Source organism: Leifsonia sp. P73 (assembly GCF_051059105.1).
Lineage (GTDB): Bacteria > Actinomycetota > Actinomycetes > Actinomycetales > Microbacteriaceae > Leifsonia.
Genome location: NZ_CP194931.1, coordinates 3,814,947 through 3,834,695 on the forward strand (window position 1 = coordinate 3,814,947; position 19,749 = coordinate 3,834,695).

The window sequence follows — 19,749 nt, forward strand, 5'->3', positions numbered from 1 at the left end:
GTAGTGTCTTCTCGGGGGCTTCTCCGCCCCGATCACCCAGGGCCACGACCCCGTCACTGTAGGAATAAGGAGCAACATGAGCTACGCCGTGACCAATCCCGCCACGGGCGAAACGGTCAAGACCTTCGACACGATCACCGACGCCGGTCTCGAGGCCGCGATCGCGTCGGCCGAGAACGCCTACCGAACCTGGTCGAAGACGACCACGGTCGAGGAGCGCGCGGCCCTGGTGCGCCGCGTCGGTGAGCTGCACGTCGAGCGTCGCCAGGAGCTGGCCGAGATCATCGTGCGCGAGATGGGCAAGCCGATCGAGCAGGCGCTCGGCGAGGTCGACTTCGCCGGCGCGATCTACGAGTACTACGCCGACCACGCGTCGGAGTTCCTGAAGGACGAGCCCATCCAGCTGCTCGACGGCACCGGCTCCGCTGTCGTGCGCCGGTCGGCGCTGGGCGTGCTGCTCGGCGTCATGCCGTGGAACTTCCCGTACTACCAGGTCGCCCGCTTCGCCGGCCCGAACCTGATCATCGGCAACACCATCCTGCTCAAGCACGCCGAGCAGTGCCCGGAGTCGGCCGCCGCGATCGAGCGGATGTTCCTGGACGCGGGCTTCCCGGAGGGCGCGTACGTCAACATCTACGCGTCGCACGACCAGATCGAGAAGGTCATCGCCGACCCGCGCGTGCAGGGCGTCTCGCTGACCGGTTCGGAGCGTGCGGGCGCGGCCGTCGCCGAGATCGCCGGCCGCAACCTCAAGAAGGTCGTACTGGAGCTGGGCGGGTCCGACCCGTTCATCCTGCTGTCGACCGACGACCTGGACGCGACCGTGCAGAACGCGGTCGACGCGCGCCTCGACAACAGCGGCCAGTCCTGCAACGCGGCCAAGCGCTTCGTGGTCGCGGACGAGCTGTACGACTCGTTCCTCGCGAAGTTCACCGCCAAGCTCGCCGAGGTCGAGGCCACCGACCCCACCAGCGAGAGCTCGGCCCTCGGGCCGCTCTCGTCGCTGAAGGCGGCCGAGGGTCTCGACGAGCAGGTGCAGCGCGCCGTCGCCAACGGCGCGACCCTGGTGCGCGGCGGCGGGCGGAACGGCGCCTTCTTCGAGACCACCGTGCTCACCGACGTCACCCCGGAGAACCCGGCCTCCAAGGAGGAGTTCTTCGGACCGGTCGCGCAGGTGTTCCGCGCGAAGGACGAGGCGGACGCCGTGCGCATCGCCAACGACACCCCGTTCGGCCTCGGCTCGTACCTCTACACGACCGACGAGCAGCAGGCCCTCCGGGTCGCCGACCAGATCGAGGCCGGCATGGTCTTCGTCAACGTCGTGCTCGCCGACGGCGCGGAGCTGCCCTTCGGCGGCGTGAAGCGCTCCGGCTCCGGCCGCGAGCTGGGCCGCTTCGGCGCCGACGAGTTCGTCAACAAGAAGCTCATCCGCATCGGCGGCTGAGTTCTGTCCACAGGAGGCCGGTCGCGTCGCGCGGCCGGCCTCCTGTGTTGTACAGGAGAAACGTCACAGATCTCCTTCTGAACGGGGTTGGGAAGGAGATCCGCGGCGCGTCGGTCGCAGAACTCCTGCAGGAGGGTTGGGGCGGGGCGGGGTGGAACGGGCGGTCTTGACAGTTCCTCACCATCGGCGGGACCCTTTCCCCGTGCAAGAGTTGCCGATTGTCTATTGCCGGGGGTATGCGGGGCCGACCAGCCAGATCGACTCCACGGTCAACGATCCCTTCTACGGCTTCAACGAGGGCGCCACCCACACCCGGGTCAACGGGGACGGCGACCCGATGTTCTACCAGTTCGAGGGGCCGCTGCTGCGCCTGCTGGGGAGCGCGCCTACCAGGTGCTCGTACGCGGCAGCCAGAAGGAGCTGCTGGCGACCGCCGCCGACGGCTCCCTGCCGCAGAAGTCGATCTGGATCCACCGCTTCTACGACGAGGCCGCCACCACCTACGCCGCGCCGACGCCGCGCACCGGCAATCTGTTCGACCGGGCGATCACCTGGACGGAGGACCTCGTCAAGGAGCACACCAGCGCGCAGGGCTTCGACATCGAGCAGGCCGGGCGCGAGCTGTACGACCTCGTGCTGCAGGTGCGCGAGAAGACCGGCGCGCCGAAGGTGTTCCTGGTCGCGCACTCGATGGGCGGCCTGGTCGCTCGCTGCATGATGCAGAAGGTGTGCGAGGAGGGCGGCCGCATCCCGGCGAAGGAACTGGTCGCCAAGTTCTGCACCTACGCGACGCCGCACGGCGGGATCGTCTTCACCGGCGGCCTCCTGAACTGGCTGATGGAGACCTTCGGCCCGGCCGGGTCGGACATCTTCTCGCCGCCCAAGATGTACGGCTACCTCACGCCCGGCAAGAAGTTCGGGGACAAGCCGATCGGGGAGGCCTGGGACCCGCGGGTCATCCCGCCGGACGTGTTCGACGTGGACGATGTGTTCTGCATCATCGGCACCGACCAGAACGACTACAACCTGGCCAAGCTCGGCGTCGGTCCGCGCAGCGACGGGCTCGTGCTCATCGAGAACGCCTACGTGAAGGGCGCGCACCGGGCGTTCGTCTACAAGTCGCACTCCGGACCCTACGGGGAGGTCAACTCCGAGGAGGGCTACCAGAACCTGTCCCGCTTCCTCTTCGGCCACTGGTCGGTGCAGGTGGAACTGAGCAAGCTGCCTCCCGCCTCCGCCATCGCCGCGCAGCCCGACGTCGCCTGGCAGGCCGACCTCCAGCTCGCCATCCGCGGGCTGTCGGTGCTCATCACCGAGCAGAAGGCCGCGCACTACAACCCCGTGCAGCTCAACGCGGAGATCGCGCAGCACGCCGCCGGTGGGCCGGGCGACGACTCGGTGGACGCGCCGATCCCGCTGGTCGGCACGTTCCTGTTCTCGAAGGAGCCGCCGACCGACCTCCCGCCGACGCACGTCACGCCGGGGGTCGGCGACGACCAGGCCCCGGCGGTCGCTCCGACGCCGAGCGCACCGCCCCCGCCGGCACATCAGGGCTGGTGGCATCGCTTCGTCGAGTCGTTCTCCGCGGGGAGGAGGAGCAGGAGCGGGAGGCGCCGACGCTCGAACCGGCGAACGTCGCGCTCGACAATCCGCTCGACCCGACGCTGCCCGCGGTGGCTGCGGCGGCGGTCGCGTCGGTGTCCCACGACCTCGCGGCCGACGCGGCCGCGACCTCGTCGGGAGCGCAGCCGGCCTCCGACTACGCCCGCCTGAGCGCGGACCTCTCCCGCTACGCCCTCACCCTGCGCGTCTACCAGGTCATCACCCGCAACGGAGTCTTCGACTTCTCGAGCAACCTGGAGCAGGTCGGCGACTGGCAGGACGTGCTCATCGTCGACATCGGCCGCGCAGCGGACGGCCGGTTCGGCGCGTGGACGGGCTGGAACAGCGCCGTCCCCGGGGCGATCAACCAGCTCGGGCAGATGACGGACGAGCTCGCGCTCACCCCCGACCCGCAGGACCGCAACGTCATCCACGCGGTGCTCGACCTCCCGCCCGCCGCGCGAGCCCTGCCGGTCTTCGGCCCGGCCGCCCAACTCGCTTTCACCATCACCAACCGCGACCCGGTGTCTGCGCGCCCTCAACGGGGTAGCGTCGGGCGCATGACCGCAGCTGAAGCGCTGAACGTCGAGAACCGGAATCACCCGCACCACCACCACGGCTGGTGGTGGAAGACGCTCCTCGCCGGCCTCGGGCTGTGGATCATCACCATCGTCGTCACCGCGGTCACCGGCAACGTCAACCTCGTCCCGACGCTCATCCTGCTCGGCAGCTTCCTGGTGCCGTTCTGCGTCGTGCTGTTCGCGATCGAGCGCGTCACCGGTTCGATCAGCACGCTGCAGCTCATCCTCGCCTTCTTCGTCGGCGGCATCTTCGGCGTGCTCGGGGCGTCGCTGCTGGAGGCCGACCTCCATCAGAGCTTCTGGGTCTACGGGCTGGTCGGGTTGATCGAGGAGTTCGTCAAAGTCGTGCTGCTGGTGATCTTCGGCTGGCGGACCGTGCCCAAGACGGCGAAGCAGGGCGCGCTGCTCGGCGCGACGATCGGCGCGGGGTTTGCGGCGTTCGAGTCGGCGGGCTACGCGTTCAACGCCGCCATCACCTCACGCGGCATCGACCTGGTGTCGCTCCTGCAGACGGAGCTGGTGCGCGCCATCCTGGCGCCGGTCGGGCACGTGCTGTGGACGGCCATCCTCGGCGCGGTGATCTTCGGCGCGGCCGGGGGCCGGAGGCGGTTCCGCTGGTCGTGGTGGATACTCCTCACCTACGCGTGCGTGTCGCTGCTGCACGCAGCGTGGGATTCGGCGGGGGACGTGGCCTCCTTCTTCGCGGTGCTGTTCAACGGGGAGGCGGTGCAGGAGCTGCAGAACGGGTCGCTGCAGCAGAGCACCGCGAACCAGGTGGAGGCGCTCGCGACAGTGCTCTACGTGGCGGGGCTGGCGATAGTGTCGGCGGCGGGGATCGTCACCCTGTGGCTGGTGCTGCGGCACTACCACCGGGTGGAGGCCGTCGCCGCGGAGGTGGAGGCGCCGGACGCTGCGGCGCTCCCGACTGCGCCGCCGGCCCCGCCGCAGTAGCCGATCAGGCGTGCTGGTCCGCGATCGGTCCCGGCCGGTCCGCGTACGTGCGCCCGGTGACCACGAGCCGCAGGATGGCGGGCGCGACGTCGTAGCGCTCCGCCAGCTCGGCGAGCGGCGTGCCCTCCGCGTACGCCTCCCGGATGCCGCGGACCTCGTCGTCGCCCAGCCGCCTCCTGTGCGGCTGGGCGATCGGGCCGCCGTGCGCGGCGTGCGAGCTGCCGCGCACGATGAGGCTGACCCGCTGCTGGCTGGTGCCGAACCGGCGGGCGATCTCGGTCTGCGACACCCCCGCGCTGTGCAGCCGGCGCATCTGGACGACCTCGTCGTCCTCGCCGGTCGCCTCCGCCACACCCGTCGTCGCGCCGCGGACGACCGACGCGATCGTCCAGTGCGAGACGCCGAAGCTGTCCGCGATGGCCTGGCGGTCCTCCCCGGCGCGGACGCGCTCCCGGATGCGCTCCACCTGCTCGACGGTCAGTGGCCGGGCCCGCGTCGCCGCGCTGCTGGTGAGCGGCCCGCCGACGTCCGCGAACGCGCGGCCGGAGGCGATGTTGGAGACCATCTGGTGCGAGATGCCGTAGCGCTCGGAGACCTCCGCGCGCGGGGCGCCGGCGGCGACGGCCTCCCGGATCGCGACCACCTCCGCGCTCGTCACCTTGCGCGCCTTGCCCGGCATGATCGGGCCGCCGGCCTCCTGGCGCGACCTCCCGGTCACCAGGCTCGACACGGTGTTCTGGCGCACGCCGTACTCCGCCGCGAGCTGCACCTGGCGTGCGCCGGCGGCGTACTTCTCGCGCAGCTCGCGCACCTGCGCGTCGGTGAGCGGGACGGAGGCCATGAGCCGAGAGTATCGGTGCGGACGGGCGCGGAAAAGGCTCCGCGCGCGGCGCCGCTCAGTCGGGCCGGACGCGCTTGGCCAGCGGAGGAAGCGGGTCGCCGCCGGCCGCGAGACGCGCCCGGTTGGCCTCCCGCAGCACCGACCAGGCGTCGGCGACCGGGCCGACGTGGGTCAGCTTGTCGGGGTTGATGACGGTGCGGATGGTCTGGACGCCGCCGCCCGCGATCTCCAGGACCATCGTGTTCACCACCCGGCCGTCACGGTCGCGGAACACCGCGCCCGGCTGGCCGTTCACCTCGTGCGGCTCGATCGTCCCACCGATGCTCGCGAACGGCCCCGCCATCGCGACCAGCACTCCCGCCACCTCAGCCGCCCCCACGATCCGTCGCGCCCACTGCGGCGCCTTGCCTCCGCCGTCGCCGACCAGCTCGACATCGGCGAGGAGCAGCGCGCGCAGCGCCTCCACGTCCCCCGCGCGGAAGGCGTCGAAGAACCGGGCGGCCAGGTCCTCGCGCTCGACCCGGTCGGCGTCGAAGCGCGGCCGGCCGGCGTCCATGTGGCGGCGGGCGCGCACCGCGAGCTGGCGGCACGCGGCCTCCGACCGCCCGACGGCCGCCGCGATCTCCGGGAAGTCGAACGCGAACACCTCGCGCAGCACGAACACCGCGCGCTCCAGCGGGGTGAGCCGTTCCAGCAGCAGGAGGGCCGCCATCGACAGCGAGTCCGCCAGCTCGGCCGAGCGCTCCGGATCCTCGTACGGGTCGGAGAGCAGCGGCTCGGGGAACCAGGGCCCGACGTAGGCCTCGCGGCGCACCCGTGCGGAGGAGAGCACGTCGATGGACACGCGGGTGACGATCGTCGACAGGTACGCCTTCAGCGAGACCGGCTCGACGCCCGCCGCCTCGTAGCGGAGCCAGGTCTCCTGCACGGCGTCCTCGGCCTCCGTCACGCTGCCGAGGATGCGGTACGCGATCGAGAAGAGCAGCGGGCGCAACTCCTGGAACGTCTCCTGCGTGCCCTCGGTCACCTCAGCCCCTCCGCGAACCCCTGCCGCCACGACGGGTAGCGCAACTCCCAGCCCAGCTCGCGCTTGGCCTTCGCGTTGGAGAAGCCGCGGCCCTCGGTCATCATGATGACAGCCTGCTCGCCCGCGGCGATCCGCGCCAGCCACACCGGGATGCGCAGCGGCGGCTTGGCGCCGGCCGACTGCGCGAGGTACGGGAGCCAGTCGCTCGCCGGGGCCGGGTCGTCGTCCACGATGTCGAACACGCCGGTCGCGCCCTGCTCCAGCGCGAGGACGGTCGCCGACGCCGCGTCGTCCAGGTGGACCCAGGAGCTGTAGCCCTGCCCGCGGCCGACGAGCGGGTACTGCCGCCGCCGCACGAGCTCCACCTGGTCGTCGGTCGCGCCCGGGCCGTAGAAGGCGCCGTAGCGCAGGACGGTCCCGCCGAACGCGGTGACCGCGTCCTCGACGTGCTTCATCGCCCGCATCCCCGGCTCGGCCGGCGTGCCGGGGAGCAGGTCGAGCGGGTCGGCCTCCGTCTTCACCCAGCCGCCCGCACGGAGGCCGTTCCAGCTCGCGTAGCCCTGGGCGAGGAACCGCGTCACGCCCTGCGCCTCGGCCGCGGCCAGCAGGTGGTCGGTGCCCTCGGTGCGCAGGCGGTTGGTGCCGGCGAACCACTTGTCGGGATGCTTGAGGTCCGGCTTTCCCGCGTGCGCCGGGTTGATCGCGGTCATCTGGTGGATGATCGCCTCCGGCTCGGCCGACGCCACGGCCCTGCCGACGGAGGCGCCGTCCAGCCCGTCCATGACGACGCCCGCCGCGCCCATCGCCTCGATCGTCCCGAGCTTCGCCGAGCTCGTCGTCGACGCCGTCACCGCGTGCCCGCGCGCCACGAGCTGCGGCACCAGCCGCCGCCCGAGCACGCCGCTCCCGCCTGCTACGAAGACCCGCATGATGTCCACCTTTCGCCGTGTTCTCTGCGTACACCCCTGCAGACGGGACAGCGGTCGCGCGTGTGACATCGGGCGCTACCCGGCGCCGTCGCGGCTCGCTACGCTGGCGGCCATGAGCGAGAACGGGCGCGGCCGGGTGGTCGTGCAGTCGGCGCAGTGGGGGTTCTTCTTCTTCATCGCCTACATCGGCGCTGCGGTCTACTTCGTGTCGGTCTCCGACGGCTCCTTCTGGGGCGTCGTGCTCGGACTGCCGCAGGCGATCGTCTGGCCCGCGTACGTCGTCTACCACGTGCTGGTGCTGCTGCACGTGTGACGCCGCGGCCGGTGTCGGGGGCGGTCGCTAGGGTGGCGGAATGGGGCAGGAGACGATGACCGAGCTGATCGTCGCCGACGCCGCCGCGTGGCGCGCGTGGCTCGACGCCAACGAGGACGCCTCGGACGGCGTCTGGCTGGTGCTCGCCAAGAAGGGCACGACCGACCCGACCTCCCTCAGCTACGCGCAGGCGGTGGACGAGGCGCTGTGCAGCGGCTGGATCGACGGCCAGAAGCGCAGCCGCGACGCGTCGACGTTCGTGGAGCGGTTCACGCCGCGGCGCGCGGCGTCGCTGTGGTCGCAGCGCAACATCGGGCTCGTGGAGGCCTTGATCGCCGAGGGCAGGATGCGAGACCGCGGCCACGCCGAGATCGAGCGCGCCAAGGCCGACGGCCGCTGGGAGCGCGCCTACGCGCCGTCGAGCACGGCGGAGATCCCCGAGGACCTCGCCGCGGCCCTGGAGGTCTCGGCCGCGGCCGCCGCCACGTTCGCGACGCTCAACGCGGCGAACCGCTACTCCGTCATCCACCGCGTGATCACCGCGCCCAGCGCGACCAGCCGCGGCAACCGGCTCGCCAAGCTGATCGGGATGCTGGAGGCGGGGGAGACGCCGCACCCGCAGTAGGGGCTGACACCCGAACCGGGGAGCATCGCTGTGCGCCCGCGCCCCCTAAGCTCACTCCGTGACCGACACCGCGCCGCAGCGGACCCAGTACGACCTGGTTCCCGGGATGACCGCCTACCGCCTCAACGCCATCCTCAAGCGGGTGCAGTTCGGGGTGTACGCGGCCGCCTTCGCGGTGGTGCTCGTGTACGTCTTCAGCGTCTCCACCCACGGCGGCGGCCACGCGGACCGGATCGTCATGACCCTGATCATGGTCGTCCCGGCCCTGGCCTGGATCGTCATCGGCGTCCTCCTCGTGCGGCGACGCGACGCCGCGGAGACGGCCGCCGGGTACACCACCCGTGCGGGCGTCCTCCATCAGTTCGACCAGGTGGACCCGGTGACCGGTGTCGTCATCCGGCGCGCGGGCTCCGCTGTGCTCACCAAACCGGGGCGTGCGGCCACGGGAGACGCGACCGGACTCTCCGCGGGGGCGGTGCTCAACGGCGGGTCGTCGGGCGGAGTGCGGTTCGACGGTCGGTCCGGCAAGACGGGCGCGATGCTGATCGGCATCGCCGTGGTCGTCGCTGTGACGCTCGTGGTCGCCATCCCTCTGATCGCCGCACCCCCGGACGGCGCCGACACCGGGTCGGCGCTCGCGGTGGTCCTGCTGGTGCTCGGCCTCACGGCCGTCCTGATCGCGGCCGTCTACGGCGGCATCGCGCTCCGGACGCAGCTGAAGACAACCGCGGTCGCCGCGCGGCGCCCCGACGCGTTCGTCTTCCTCAGCCGCCGCACGCCCGAGCTGCAGGACGCGCTCGAGGAGCTGATGGGCAAGTATCCGAGTCTCGCGCAGTCGGTCACGGTCTCCGTCGGCCCGCTCGGTGTCGAGCTGTGGCGCGGGTCCGCCGACGAGCCGCGGGTCGTCCTCCCGTGGACCGCGATCGGTCACGTCCACCCGGGGCGGCTGCTCGTGGCTGTCAACAATCGCGAGTTCCCGGCCCGCGCCATCCACATCTTCCTGGGCGACGGCGCGCGACTGGACGCGCCGCTCCCGGTCTACGGCCGGCACGGGATCACCGTCGCGGGCGCCGACCGCGCCAACGAGGTGCTGGACGCCTTCCGCCGCTACACGACGGTCGCCTGAGCAGAGGCCTCCCCGCTACAGTTCCCGGTATGAACCACCGCACCGCCCGTCCCGACGACGTGGACGCGGTCACCACCACCATCGCGCTCGCGTTCCGCGACGACCCGGTGTGGGGTCCCGCGCTCGTCTCCGCGGACGGCGGCACCGGCCACCTCCTCCCGTTCTGGCGCTTCTTCGTGGAGGGCGCGGTCGGCCACGGGTCCGTCTCCCTCGTCGACGGACCGGACGGGGAGGCCGCGACCGTCGCCGTCTGGCTGCCGCCGGGAGCCGACGAGCTCACGCCCGGGCAGGAGCGCGACCTCGACGCCCTCCTGGTCGCGGCGCTGTCGCCCGAGCGGTACGCCGCCTACGAGCAGCTCTACTCGCTGTTCGACGACGCGCACCCGCACGAGCCCGACCACATGTACTTGAGCCTCCTGGCGACGCATCCCGACCATCGCGGTCAGGGGATCGGGCAGCGACTGCTCGCGGAGGACCTCGCCCGGTTCGACGCGGACGGCCTGCCCGCGTACCTGGAGTCGACCAACCCGGCGAACGACCACCGCTACGCGCGCGCCGGCTTCCGGCCGGTGGGCGGCTTCCGCGCGGTGCTCGACGGCGCCCCCGTCACGACGATGTGGCGCGATCCCGCGAATCGGGGCTAGACGCTCCGGTCGTCCCTGAGGAAACCTCGCGGTGACGGTGCGCACCGTGCGCCGCCTGGCCCCGAGGGAGAGACCCGATGAAGCAGAACGACCCGACCGCCTCCGTCGCCGACGCCAACCGCGCGCTGCTCGACGCCCTGCCGTTCGCCGACATGGCCGACTTCGCCGACGCCGACCGCGGCTACCTCGGCACGCTGGAGGACCCGGTGATCCGCGACGCCGACGGCAACGCGGTCTGGGACGCGGCGGCGTACGACTTCGTCGACGGGGACGCGCCTGACACGGTCAACCCGAGCCTGTGGCGGCAGTCGAAGCTGGTGGCCAAGCACGGCCTCTACGAGGTGGTCGAGGGCGTCTATCAGGCGCGCGGGCTCGACCTGTCGGTCATGTCCTTCATCGAGTCGGACAACGGCGTGATCGTCGTGGACCCGCTCATCTCGAAGGAGACCGCGGAGGCCGCGCTCAGCCTGTACCGGGCGCACCGCGGCGACCGCCCGGTGGTCGCCGTGATCTTCACGCACAGCCACATCGACCACTTCGGCGGCGTCCTCGGGGTGGTGGAGGCCGCCGACCTGGAGGGCCGCACGGTGCAGATCGTGGCGCCGGACGGCTTCCTCGGCCACGCCATCGCGGAGAACGTCTACGCCGGTACGGCGATGGGCCGCCGCGCCGGTTACATGTACGGCGCCGCGCTCGACAAGGGGCCCTCGGGCCAGGTGGGCGCCGGCCTCGGCCAGACGACCTCCACCGGCGAAGCGGGCATCCTCGTCCCGACTGTCGACATCCGGGAGACCGGCCAGACGCACACCATCGACGGCGTCGAGATCGAGTTCCAACTGGCGCCGGGCACAGAGGCTCCGTCGGAGATGCACTTCTACCTGCCGCGCTACCGCGCACTGTGCATGGCCGAGAACGCGACCCACAACCTCCACAACCTGCTCACGCTGCGCGGCGCGCTGGTGCGCGACCCGCACATCTGGTCGGCCTACCTGACCGAGGCGATCGAGCGCTTCGCCGACCGGTCGGATGTGCTGTTCGCCTCCCACCACTGGCCGACCTGGGGAGGCGACCGCATCCGGCACTTCCTCGGCGTGCAGCGCGACCTCTACGGCTACCTGCACGACCAGACGCTGCGCGGCATCAACCGCGGCTACACCGGGGCGGAGATCGCGGAGGACTTCGAGCTGCCGCCGGCGCTGGTCGCCGAGTGGAGCACGCACGGCTACTACGGCTCGGTGTCGCACAACGTCAAGGCGATCTACCAGCGCTACATGGGCTGGTTCGACGGCAACCCGGCGCGGCTCTGGCCGCACCCGCCGCAGGCGCTGGCCGAGCGGTACGTGGCGGCGATCGGCGGCCTGGACCGGGTGGTCGAGCTCGCGCGCGAGGCGTACGAGGCGGGCGACTTCCGCTGGGCCGCGACACTGCTCGACCACGCCGTGTTCGCCTCCCCGGGGCACGAGGCGGCCACGACCCTCTACGCCGACACCCTGGAACAGCTCGCCTACGGTTCGGAGAACGGCACCTGGCGCAACTTCTTCCTCTCCGGGGCGACCGAACTGCGCGAAGGCAACTTCGGCACCCCGACGACCGCGGACTCGCCGGCCATCCTCATCCAGCTCTCCCCGGAGCAGCTCTTCGACTCGGTCGCGATCCGCGTCGACGGCCCGCGCGCCTGGGACCTCGACCTGGCGTTCGACATCACGCTGACCGACCTGGGCCGCAGCTTCCACCTCACGCTGCGCAACGGGGTCTTCGTGTACGTCGAGCGCGAGCCGTCGGGGAGGCGCCGCTGCACCTGACGCTGACGAAGCCGCGGCTGCTGCGGCTGGTCGGGGGCGACACCACGTCGGACGGGCTGACGGTGGACGGCGACCTCGGAGTGCTGACGGCGCTGATCGGGGTGCTGGATCAGGGGGATCCCGGGTTCGACATCGTGGTGCCGTAGGGGCGGTGGTGTCCGTCAGTCCTCGTCGGGCCGGTTCTCCCCGCCATCGTCCGCGAACTCGCCGCGACCCTCCGCCAGCGCCTCCGCGACGGCCTCCTCCACGGTGAGCTCCCGTCCGTCCGCGATGGCGGCCGCGACCAGATCACCGTGCGGCCCCGCGAGCAGGTCGTCGAGGTATCGGCGGTGGAACGTGAACGTCGGCCCATTGTGGAGGCCGCTGCGCTCCCGCAGGGCCTGCGCCGCGCCGGCCAGCTCGCCCGCGCGCTCGTCGTCGTGCGACAGCGCCGCGACCGCGACCATGCCCTCCAGCCCGTACGCGATGCCCTCCGGGTGCCCGACCGCCGCGGAGATGGTGACGCTCAGCGCGAAGTCCGACCGCGCCGCCGCCACGTCGCCGAGCATGAGCTCGGTCCAGCCGAGGTGATACGACGCGATCCGCTGGCCCACGCGGTCGCCCGACCGGTTCGTGAGCGCGAGGCTCGTGGTGAAGTGGTCCTGCGCCTCCGCCAGGTCGCCCTCCCGCAGTGCCACCCGCCCCAGCAGCACCAGCGCCATCGACTCGCCCCACACGCTGCCGGTCGACCGGTAGAGGGCGAGGGCGGCCTCCATCACCCGCCGGGCGCGCTCGGTGTCGGGACTGTCGCCGGCGAGGAGCGCGAGGGCGAGCGAGATGGAGGCGATCCCCTCGCCGTTCGGGTCGCCGGTGCGGTGGAAGAGCTCGATGCTCTCGGCGAGGTCGGCGGCGACGCTGCCGTCCGGGTCCTTCCAGAACATGATCGTGCGGCTGAAGTAGAGCGCGATCGCGCGGGTGTGCGGGTCGAGCTCGTCGCCGGACGTCAGCGCCTCCTCCATCCAGGTGCGCACTTCGCCGAGGAGGCCGGTGACCCACCAGTAGAGGTAGAGGCTGAAGGCGAGGCGCGCCGCCCGATCCCAGTCGCGGCCGTCGAGCAGGAACCGCTCGGCCGCCCGCAGGTTGTCGCGCTCGTCGCCGAGCCGCTGCATCCACCGGCGCTGGCCTGCTCCGCGGAGGTCGTCCTCGGCGTCGTCGCCGAGCGCCAGGAAGTAGCGGGCGTGCGCGTCGCGGGTCGCCGGCTGGTCGCCGCTGCGGGCGAGCTGCTCCCTGGCGTACTCGCGGACGATCGCCTGCATGGAGAACCGCGGCCGGTCGTCGCTGTCGTGCTGCCCGACGAGGCTGCTGTCGACGAGAGCGGCGAGGTTCTCGAGGACGTCCGGGTCGCCGCCGCTCGCGTCCTCACGCTCTGCCGGCGCCGCCCCCACGAACTCTGCGGCCTCCAGCGTGAACCCGCCCTCGAAGACGCCGAGCCGGGCGAGCAGCGTCCGCTGGTCGCTGTCGAGCAGTTGCGTGCTCCACTCGATGGTCCGCCGGATGGTCTGCTGACGGGCCGGGAGGTCCCGTGGCCCGCCGACCAGCACCGACAGCCGGCGGTCGAGCCGGTCCAGCAGTTCGGCGGGGAGAGCACCCGCACGCGCGCCGCCGCCAGCTCGATCGCGAGTGGCACCCCGTCGAGGGCCTCGCAGACCCGCTCGACGGCCTCCTCGTTGTCCGGTGTGATCTCGAAGTCCGGTTTGACGGCGTGGGCGCGCTGCACGAAGAGGTCGACCGCCTGCTCGTCCGCGAGCGGCTCGACGTCGTAGCTCTGCTCGCCGCTGATCCGCAGCAGCACGCGGCTGGTGACCAGGATGGCGAGCTCCGGCGCCTCCGCGAGGAGGGTCGTGAGGGCGGGCGCGGCCTCCACCACCTGCTCGAAGTTGTCGAGCACGAGCAGGATGCTGCGCTCGCGCAGCGCGGTCGCCAGGTTCTCCATGATGGGTGCGTCCCCGGTGTCGCGGACGCCGAGGGACTGCGCGATGCGGCTGGGCACGCGATCGGGGTCGTGTACCGCGGACAGGTCGACGAACACCGAGCCGTCTTCGAAGTCCGGCGCCGACGCGCGGGCCGCCGCGATCGCGAGCCGGCTCTTGCCGATCCCGCCCGGGCCGACCAGCGTGACGAAACGGGTCCCGGCCGCGAGCATCCCGTGGATCGCAGCGATGTCGCGCTCGCGCCCGACGAGCCCGGTGAGCGGCGAAGGCAGCCGAACGGGATCCGCCACGGCCGGATCGGGGCCCGACCGTCCGATGGCGGGCCCCGGCGAATCCTGCTCCCCGAGGAACAGGGGCCGACTCTGATCGAACCGCTCGGCGAGGAGGATGGCGAGGTCGGCCTCCACCAGCCGGGCCAGCTCCTTGGCGGTCTCGAAGTACTTGTAGGCGGCGCGATCGTCCTCACGGATCCGGTTCAGCAGGCCGGTGAGGCGTTCGTCGCGGTGGTCGGACACCTTCACGTAGAGCAGCCGCGGCACGTCGTCGGGGCAGAGGTTGTACTCGTCCTCGAGCCCGGAGACCTCCTCGTCGGACGCCACCCAGCCGTAGCGCTCCCAGTACAGCCCGAGGAAGACGTCGGACTGCTGGAGGTAGGAACGATAGAGCTCCCGAGGAGGGTGCGGGCGCGCGCCGAGCTCGAACATGACGGGAGCGAGGTGCAGCCGCTCGATGGCGGTCTTGGCCGCATTGCGCTCGGCCGCGAGCTCCTGCAGCGTGGACGACACGAAGATGCGTAATCGCTGATCGGGAGTCCGGATTACATGAGGGTGGCTCATGTTATGTCATTGTGTTGCGTTCGTATGGAAATGTACAGGGGGCGGTCGAGCCCTTTCTACGGTTATGCCGTGCCGCCCTGAACCCTGCCACCCTGCGGCGTCGCCTCCGCCCCCTTCACCGGTCCGCAGCGCACCTGGGCCGTGTCGCACGCCGCGACGTCGGCGTCCATCCGGCTCTGCTGCCAGCCGCTCACGAAGTCGGCGTGCCCCGTGACCGGCGGTCCCTGGGTCTGCGGTCCGGTCGAGAGGGTGATCCCCGCGCCGCTCGCGGTCGGATACGTGACGTGCAGGACCAATTGCGGAATGTGCACGGGGTGCGACGCCGGGCATCCCGTGGTCGTGGAGTAGGCCGCCCCTGCACGGTCGCGGCCGTCCATCGTGTGGCCGTCCCAGCAGTCCGGGAAGGTGATGACGAGCCGGAGCTGCGAGCCGGACGGGCAGTCGTGCGGCAGCGCGGCCCGTCCCGGCCGGGGGTCGGAGGCGGTCGTCGTGCACGTCCAGTCGACCACGGACGTGCTCTGCGGCGCGGTCGCCGTCTCGTTGCCGGCGATCAGGCTGATGCCCTCGGGCATGGTCCGCGTGGAGGACGCGATGCCGGCCGGGGTCCGCCAGTACAGCAACGTGCGCTGCGGGACCAGGGCCGCGCCGTTCTGGTAGACGACCGGCGTCCAGTACGCCGAGGCGTCGGCGGAGGTCGAGCAGGTGGTCGAGCCGGCGCGGAGCATCGCCGGCGTGGAGGAGGCGTTCACGGCCGGATTGCCGAAGAAGTCGTGCTGCATCGACATCCCGGCCATGCCGGGCATCATGATCGGATCGTTCGGCGCGGTGGTCGACCGGGCGCAGGTGTCGGTGAAGATGCCCGGGTTCGAGCCACCCGCGGGGAAGCCGGTCGTGTCGACGGGCGGCGGCGGGGCCGACGAGGCGACCGTCGCTGCGGTCGCCGCCGCGGCGCCCGCGGCGAGGACGAGTGCGGCGCCGAACGCGATCAGCAGAGCGGCCGGGCTGCGGAGGCGGGAGGTGGCGGACATGCGCCGAGTCAACGCCCGCTGTGTTCGGATGGTGCGCGGGGAATGTAAGGAAACGGTAAGACGGTGCTGGAAACGGCCGTGCCCCGCCGCGCGACCAGGGAAGATGGTCAAGTGAGTGAGGAGAGAGGGCTGGTGCTCGTCGTGGAGGACGAGGCCGCCATCGTCGAGCTGGAACGCCTGTACCTGTCCGGTGCGGGGTTCGGCGTGCACGTCGAGACCGACGGGCACGCTGCGCTGGCCGCGGTGGATCGGCTGCGGCCGGCGGCGATCGTGCTCGACGTCGGCCTCCCCGGCCTCGACGGCATCGAGGTCTGCCGCGCGCTGCGGGCGCGCGACGACTGGACCCCGTCATCTTCGTGACCGCGCGGGACGACGAGATCGACCGCGTGGTCGGCCTCGAGCTGGGCGCGGACGACTACCTCACCAAGCCGTTCTCGCCGCGCGAGCTCGTCGCGCGGGTCAAAGGCATGGTGCGGCGTGCGGCGGGGCCGGTCCCGGCACCCACCCGCACGGTCGGCGGCGTGAGCATCGACGGCGCGCGGCGGCGTGTGGAGACCGCCTCCGGACGGGTCGAGCTGACGGCGACCGAGTTCGACCTCCTCGACCACCTGATGAGCCAGCCCGGCCGGGTATTCACCCGCGAGCAGCTGCTCTCGTCGGTGTGGGGGGTCGCGGACTACAGCAGCAGCCGCACCGTGGACGTGCACATCGCGCAGCTGCGCGTCAAGCTCGGCGACGCTGCCGGGATCGTGCGGACGATCCGCGGGGTCGGCTACAGCGTCGCGGACGAGGGCTGAGGGGCATGGCCCGGCGCACGCGGCTGTTCGGATCGCTCAGCGCGCGATTCACCCTGGTGACGTTCGCCGTCGCCCTGATCGCCGTGCTGGTGACCGCTCTCGTCGCCGTGCAGGTGGTGCAGACGGTGGAGCAGAACCAGGCGCGCCAGCAGCTCAAGGCGCAGGCGGCGGCGCTGGTCGCCTCCGGACGCGCAGCCGAGGGCCGGGTGGGCGTGGTCGGCGACCGGTTCGCCCTCGTCTCGCCCGACGGCACGGTCACCGGCGCGGCGCGCGGGTCGGTCGGACCCGACGTGGTGCGGATGCTGCAGGCCGGGAAGCCGGTCTCGGCGAACACGACCCTGAACGGCAAGGACGCGGTGCTGGTCGGCATCCCCGGCCCGAACGGCGGCGGGATCGTCGGGGTGCGCAAGGTGGCGGACATCGCCGCGGGCGACGCCGAACTGCTGCGCGGCATCGTGCTCGCCCTCGCGATCGGCCTCGCGGTCGCCACCGCGGCCGGTGTGCTGCTCGCGCGACTGCTCGGCCGCCCGCTGCGCCGGGTGGCCGACAGCGCACGGGCACTGGCCGGCGGCCGGCGCGGGGTGGCGATCGAGACCCAGTCGGTCGCCGAGATCGACGACATCGCCCAGGCGCTGCGCACCCTCGACACCGCCCTCGCGACGAGCGAGGACCGTCAGCGCGAGTTCCTGCTGTCCGTCTCGCACGAGATCCGCACGCCGCTCACGGCCATCCGGGGCTACGCCGAGGCGCTGGCCGACGGCGTCATCCCTCCCGCCGATGTCGCGGAGGCCGGGCGGACCCTCTCGGCCGAGTCCGAGCGCCTGAGGAGGTTCCTCGACGACCTCCTGGAGCTGGCCCGCCTGGAGGCGGACGAGTTCACGATCGTGCCGCAGCACTTCGACGCGCGCGACACCGTCGGCGCCGTGGTGCGGGCGTGGGCCGGAGCGGCCGGAGGCGCAGGCGTGGCGCTGCGCGCCGACCTGCCGGGCGACCCGATCCCGGTGCACACCGACGAGATGCGGCTGCGGCAGATCCTCGACGGGCTGGTGGAGAACGCGCTGCGGGTCGCGCCCGCCGGCACGGAGATCATCATCGTCGGGGGCGTCACCTCGCACGGGGTCGTCGAGCTCGCCGTCCGCGACCGGGGACCGGGGCTGAGCGCAGAAGACACTGCCGTCGCGTTCGACCGCGGAGCCCTCCACGCCCGCTATCGCGGAGCCAGGCCGGTCGGCACCGGCCTCGGCCTGTCCATCGCGCGGGCGCTCGTCGGCCGGCTCGGCGGCTGGATCGCCGCGGCGCCTGCCGAGGGCGGAGGGACCGAGTTCCGGGTGACTTTACCTTCCTCTGACATTCCGTGAGCCTCGCCCTGATCTGCGCCTGACACGGTTGTGCCATGAACACGAACGACGAGGCCGGCTCCGAACCCGCTTTCGCTGATGGAAATCCCACCGAGCCGCTGCCGTGGTGGTCGGAGCGGCCGGATGCCTCCGGTGCATCCGAGTCTGCGGCGCCCGTGAACCCTCCGGGCCGGGCGGTCACGGACACGATGAAGTCCGCCGACGCCGATCGCCCCTCGTTCTTCCGACGTCACGTGGTCGGGCTCTCCATCGCCGCCGCCGCGGTCGCGATCGTGGTGGTCGCGGGCGGGACGGCGTGGGGCGTGTCCGCCGCGGTCGCCGGGGTCGGCTCGGCGGCCCCCGCGGCGATGAACACGGCGGCGCACGCCAAGAAGGGCACGACCTCCGCCAAGCAGAAGCACACCCACGGCACCGTCGGAACCGTGACCGCGCTGTCGGGGGGCTCCTGGACGATCCAGTCGGCCGCCGGTGCGACCGTCACGGTCACCGTCGACTCCGCCACCGCGTTCGGCACGGCGAAGAAGCCGGCCACCGCCTCCTCCTTCGCCGTCGGCGACCGGGTCGGCGTCATCGGAGCCCGCAGTGGCGACACCGTCACGGCGACGCGCATCGTGCACCTCGGTGCGGCGAAGCACGGCACGACGGCCAGTCCCGCTCCGACGCCGAACACCTGACCGGCGGTCAGCCGCAGAGGGACACTCCGGACGACGTGAGGATGACCGACCGGTTCTGCTCGGCGAGCGCGTCCGAGTAGGAGCCGGAGGCGTCCGTCTCGCTCTGCCGGCCGCACCACTGGAAGCCGACTCCGGCGGTCGCGAGCTTCGCCTCCGGCACGCCCAGCGACACCAGGGCGGCCTTCACGGAGTTCGCCCGGCGGAGCGACAGCGCGGTGTCGGCGGTGTTGTCCGTGGCCTGGTCCTTCGACGCGGTGCCGGTGATCGTGATCACGCCGCTGCTCTGCTCGATCGAGGGTGCGAGGGTCGACAGGAGTCGCTGGGCGGCCGTCGGGTCGGAGAACGTGGCGGTGTCCTTGACGAAGTGGAGGTCGCTGTTGCGGATGACCACGGGATGCGACCAGTCGGTCTTGGTCGCGACGGCCTCCACCGGCACCGGAGTCACGGCGGGCAGCCCGGTCGCCGCCGCGCCGGACGCCGGCTCGGGCAGCAGCGAGAGGGTCCCGCCCGCGGCCTTGATCACGGCGGTCCAGATGGCGGCCAGATTGCTGCGCGCGGGGACGGTCAGCGGCTGTTGCGCCCCCGCCGTGTCGCCCATGCCGGACCAGTAGACGGTGACGCCGTGGAGGTCGGTCGGGAGGAGGTTCCGCGAGCGGAGGTCGGAGACCACCTGCGCCGGGTCGGCGTAGAGCAGGCCGCTTCCGGCGAAGTTCAGGGGGTCGGCGGTCTGGAGGCCGTTGCCGATGACGAGCACGCCGAGCGGATGGTCTCCGAGGTCACGGGCGGCCTGGCCGATCGCGCCGAGGAAGTCCACCTCCGGTGTGGCGGCCTTGAGGCCCGCGAGGTAGCTGCCGATCTGGGTGAGCTTGGTGCGCTGGTCGTTCTGGCAGACGATCGCGTCCTGCGCGCTGGAGCCCAGCGACGTGGTGCCCATCGTCTGCGGCGTCCCCGAGGGGATGACCACCGTCACGCTGCCGTTGGTGGTCCCGGCCGCCTTGAGCTGGTCGGTGGCGCTCGCGGGCACCGCCACGGCGGGGGCGTTGGCGGTGCTCCCCGCGACCACCCCGAGGTTGCGCTTGTGCGATTGGTCGCACGCCTGGCCCGCGGCGGTCGCCGACGTGCACGCGGTGAGGCCTGCGCCCACGGCGAGGACTCCGGCGACGGCGACGAGCGCGCGGACAGAGCCGGATCTCATGCCGCC

Annotated in this window: 17 protein-coding genes and 2 pseudogenes; 12 read left to right on the plus strand and 7 right to left on the minus strand. The window is 72.2% G+C overall.

Annotated features, from left to right (window positions below; all coding sequences use genetic code 11):
• Nucleotides 1–76: 76 nt before the first annotated feature.
• The 3 genes from ACQ86L_RS19600 to ACQ86L_RS19610 all read left to right on the plus strand — a co-directional run bounded on the left by ACQ86L_RS19600 (nucleotide 77) and on the right by ACQ86L_RS19610 (nucleotide 4,578).
• The gene (locus ACQ86L_RS19600) at nucleotides 77–1,444 is read left to right on the plus strand and encodes an NAD-dependent succinate-semialdehyde dehydrogenase (RefSeq protein ID WP_434316878.1); all 1,368 of its coding nucleotides are present in this window, start codon (nucleotides 77–79) and stop codon (nucleotides 1,442–1,444) included.
• A gap of 393 nt (nucleotides 1,445–1,837) precedes the next feature.
• Nucleotides 1,838–3,217, plus strand: coding sequence for an esterase/lipase family protein (locus tag ACQ86L_RS19605; protein ID WP_434316879.1), 1,380 nt, complete (start codon nucleotides 1,838–1,840; stop codon nucleotides 3,215–3,217).
• A gap of 389 nt (nucleotides 3,218–3,606) precedes the next feature.
• Complete coding sequence (locus ACQ86L_RS19610; protein ID WP_434318930.1) at nucleotides 3,607–4,578, plus strand: PrsW family intramembrane metalloprotease; 972 nt, start codon at nucleotides 3,607–3,609, stop codon at nucleotides 4,576–4,578.
• A 4-nt stretch (nucleotides 4,579–4,582) separates the two neighbouring features.
• Here ACQ86L_RS19610 and ACQ86L_RS19615 read toward each other — a convergent pair whose 3' ends face one another.
• The 3 genes from ACQ86L_RS19615 to ACQ86L_RS19625 are packed head-to-tail and all read right to left on the minus strand — an operon-like array spanning nucleotide 4,583 to nucleotide 7,375.
• Nucleotides 4,583–5,419 carry a hypothetical protein gene (locus ACQ86L_RS19615; RefSeq protein ID WP_434316880.1) on the minus strand — a complete coding sequence of 279 codons (837 nt, stop codon included), beginning with the start codon at nucleotides 5,417–5,419 and terminating at the stop codon, nucleotides 4,583–4,585.
• A 55-nt stretch (nucleotides 5,420–5,474) separates the two neighbouring features.
• Nucleotides 5,475–6,446, minus strand: coding sequence for an RNA polymerase sigma-70 factor (locus ACQ86L_RS19620; protein ID WP_434316881.1), 972 nt, complete (start codon nucleotides 6,444–6,446; stop codon nucleotides 5,475–5,477).
• Complete coding sequence (locus ACQ86L_RS19625; protein WP_434316882.1) at nucleotides 6,443–7,375, minus strand: NAD-dependent epimerase/dehydratase family protein; 933 nt, start codon at nucleotides 7,373–7,375, stop codon at nucleotides 6,443–6,445. The genes ACQ86L_RS19620 and ACQ86L_RS19625 overlap by 4 nt, the downstream gene beginning before the upstream one ends.
• Before the next feature lie 112 nt (nucleotides 7,376–7,487).
• Between ACQ86L_RS19625 and ACQ86L_RS19630 the strand changes: the two genes are divergently transcribed.
• From ACQ86L_RS19630 to ACQ86L_RS19650, 5 genes and pseudogenes are all read left to right on the plus strand, one after another.
• Nucleotides 7,488–7,688, plus strand: a complete 201-nt coding sequence (locus ACQ86L_RS19630) for a hypothetical protein (RefSeq protein ID WP_434316883.1) — start codon at nucleotides 7,488–7,490, stop codon at nucleotides 7,686–7,688.
• A 40-nt stretch (nucleotides 7,689–7,728) separates the two neighbouring features.
• On the plus strand, nucleotides 7,729–8,313 hold the full coding sequence (locus ACQ86L_RS19635; protein WP_434316884.1) for a YdeI/OmpD-associated family protein: 585 nt from the start codon (nucleotides 7,729–7,731) through the stop codon (nucleotides 8,311–8,313).
• A 58-nt stretch (nucleotides 8,314–8,371) separates the two neighbouring features.
• The gene (locus ACQ86L_RS19640; protein WP_434316885.1) at nucleotides 8,372–9,439 is read left to right on the plus strand and encodes a hypothetical protein; all 1,068 of its coding nucleotides are present in this window, start codon (nucleotides 8,372–8,374) and stop codon (nucleotides 9,437–9,439) included.
• A 29-nt stretch (nucleotides 9,440–9,468) separates the two neighbouring features.
• Nucleotides 9,469–10,083: a GNAT family N-acetyltransferase gene (locus ACQ86L_RS19645; RefSeq protein ID WP_434316886.1), complete on the plus strand. Its 615-nt coding sequence runs from the start codon at nucleotides 9,469–9,471 to the stop codon at nucleotides 10,081–10,083.
• Between the two features lie 386 nt (nucleotides 10,084–10,469).
• Nucleotides 10,470–12,031, plus strand: a pseudogene (locus ACQ86L_RS19650) (alkyl/aryl-sulfatase).
• Between the two features lie 15 nt (nucleotides 12,032–12,046).
• Here ACQ86L_RS19650 and ACQ86L_RS19655 read toward each other — a convergent pair.
• From ACQ86L_RS19655 to ACQ86L_RS19665, 3 genes are all read right to left on the minus strand, one after another.
• Nucleotides 12,047–12,883 (minus strand): tetratricopeptide repeat protein, encoded by an 837-nt coding sequence (locus ACQ86L_RS19655; protein WP_434318931.1) that lies wholly within the window; start codon nucleotides 12,881–12,883, stop codon nucleotides 12,047–12,049.
• Nucleotides 12,868–14,640: a DUF4062 domain-containing protein gene (locus ACQ86L_RS19660; RefSeq protein WP_434316887.1), complete on the minus strand. Its 1,773-nt coding sequence runs from the start codon at nucleotides 14,638–14,640 to the stop codon at nucleotides 12,868–12,870. Before ACQ86L_RS19660 ends, ACQ86L_RS19655 begins: the two co-directional genes overlap by 16 nt.
• Before the next feature lie 113 nt (nucleotides 14,641–14,753).
• On the minus strand, nucleotides 14,754–15,719 hold the full coding sequence (locus ACQ86L_RS19665) for a DUF1996 domain-containing protein (protein WP_434316888.1): 966 nt from the start codon (nucleotides 15,717–15,719) through the stop codon (nucleotides 14,754–14,756).
• Nucleotides 15,720–15,860: 141 nt separating this feature from the next.
• Between ACQ86L_RS19665 and ACQ86L_RS19670 the strand changes: the two are divergent.
• The 4 genes and pseudogenes from ACQ86L_RS19670 to ACQ86L_RS19685 form a co-directional block, all read left to right on the plus strand.
• Nucleotides 15,861–16,123 (plus strand): annotated as a pseudogene (locus tag ACQ86L_RS19670) (response regulator); the annotation flags it as partial.
• Between the two features lie 207 nt (nucleotides 16,124–16,330).
• Nucleotides 16,331–16,516, plus strand: a complete 186-nt coding sequence (locus tag ACQ86L_RS19675; RefSeq protein ID WP_434318932.1) for a winged helix-turn-helix domain-containing protein — start codon at nucleotides 16,331–16,333, stop codon at nucleotides 16,514–16,516.
• A gap of 5 nt (nucleotides 16,517–16,521) precedes the next feature.
• Nucleotides 16,522–17,874, plus strand: a complete 1,353-nt coding sequence (locus tag ACQ86L_RS19680) for a HAMP domain-containing sensor histidine kinase (RefSeq protein ID WP_434316889.1) — start codon at nucleotides 16,522–16,524, stop codon at nucleotides 17,872–17,874.
• 35 nt (nucleotides 17,875–17,909) lie between these two features.
• The gene (locus ACQ86L_RS19685; protein ID WP_434316890.1) at nucleotides 17,910–18,548 is read left to right on the plus strand and encodes a DUF5666 domain-containing protein; all 639 of its coding nucleotides are present in this window, start codon (nucleotides 17,910–17,912) and stop codon (nucleotides 18,546–18,548) included.
• A gap of 7 nt (nucleotides 18,549–18,555) precedes the next feature.
• Here the strand turns inward: ACQ86L_RS19685 and ACQ86L_RS19690 are convergent, their stop codons facing one another.
• Nucleotides 18,556–19,743, minus strand: coding sequence for an OmpA family protein (locus ACQ86L_RS19690; protein WP_434316891.1), 1,188 nt, complete (start codon nucleotides 19,741–19,743; stop codon nucleotides 18,556–18,558).
• Between the last annotated feature and the right edge of the window lie 6 nt (nucleotides 19,744–19,749).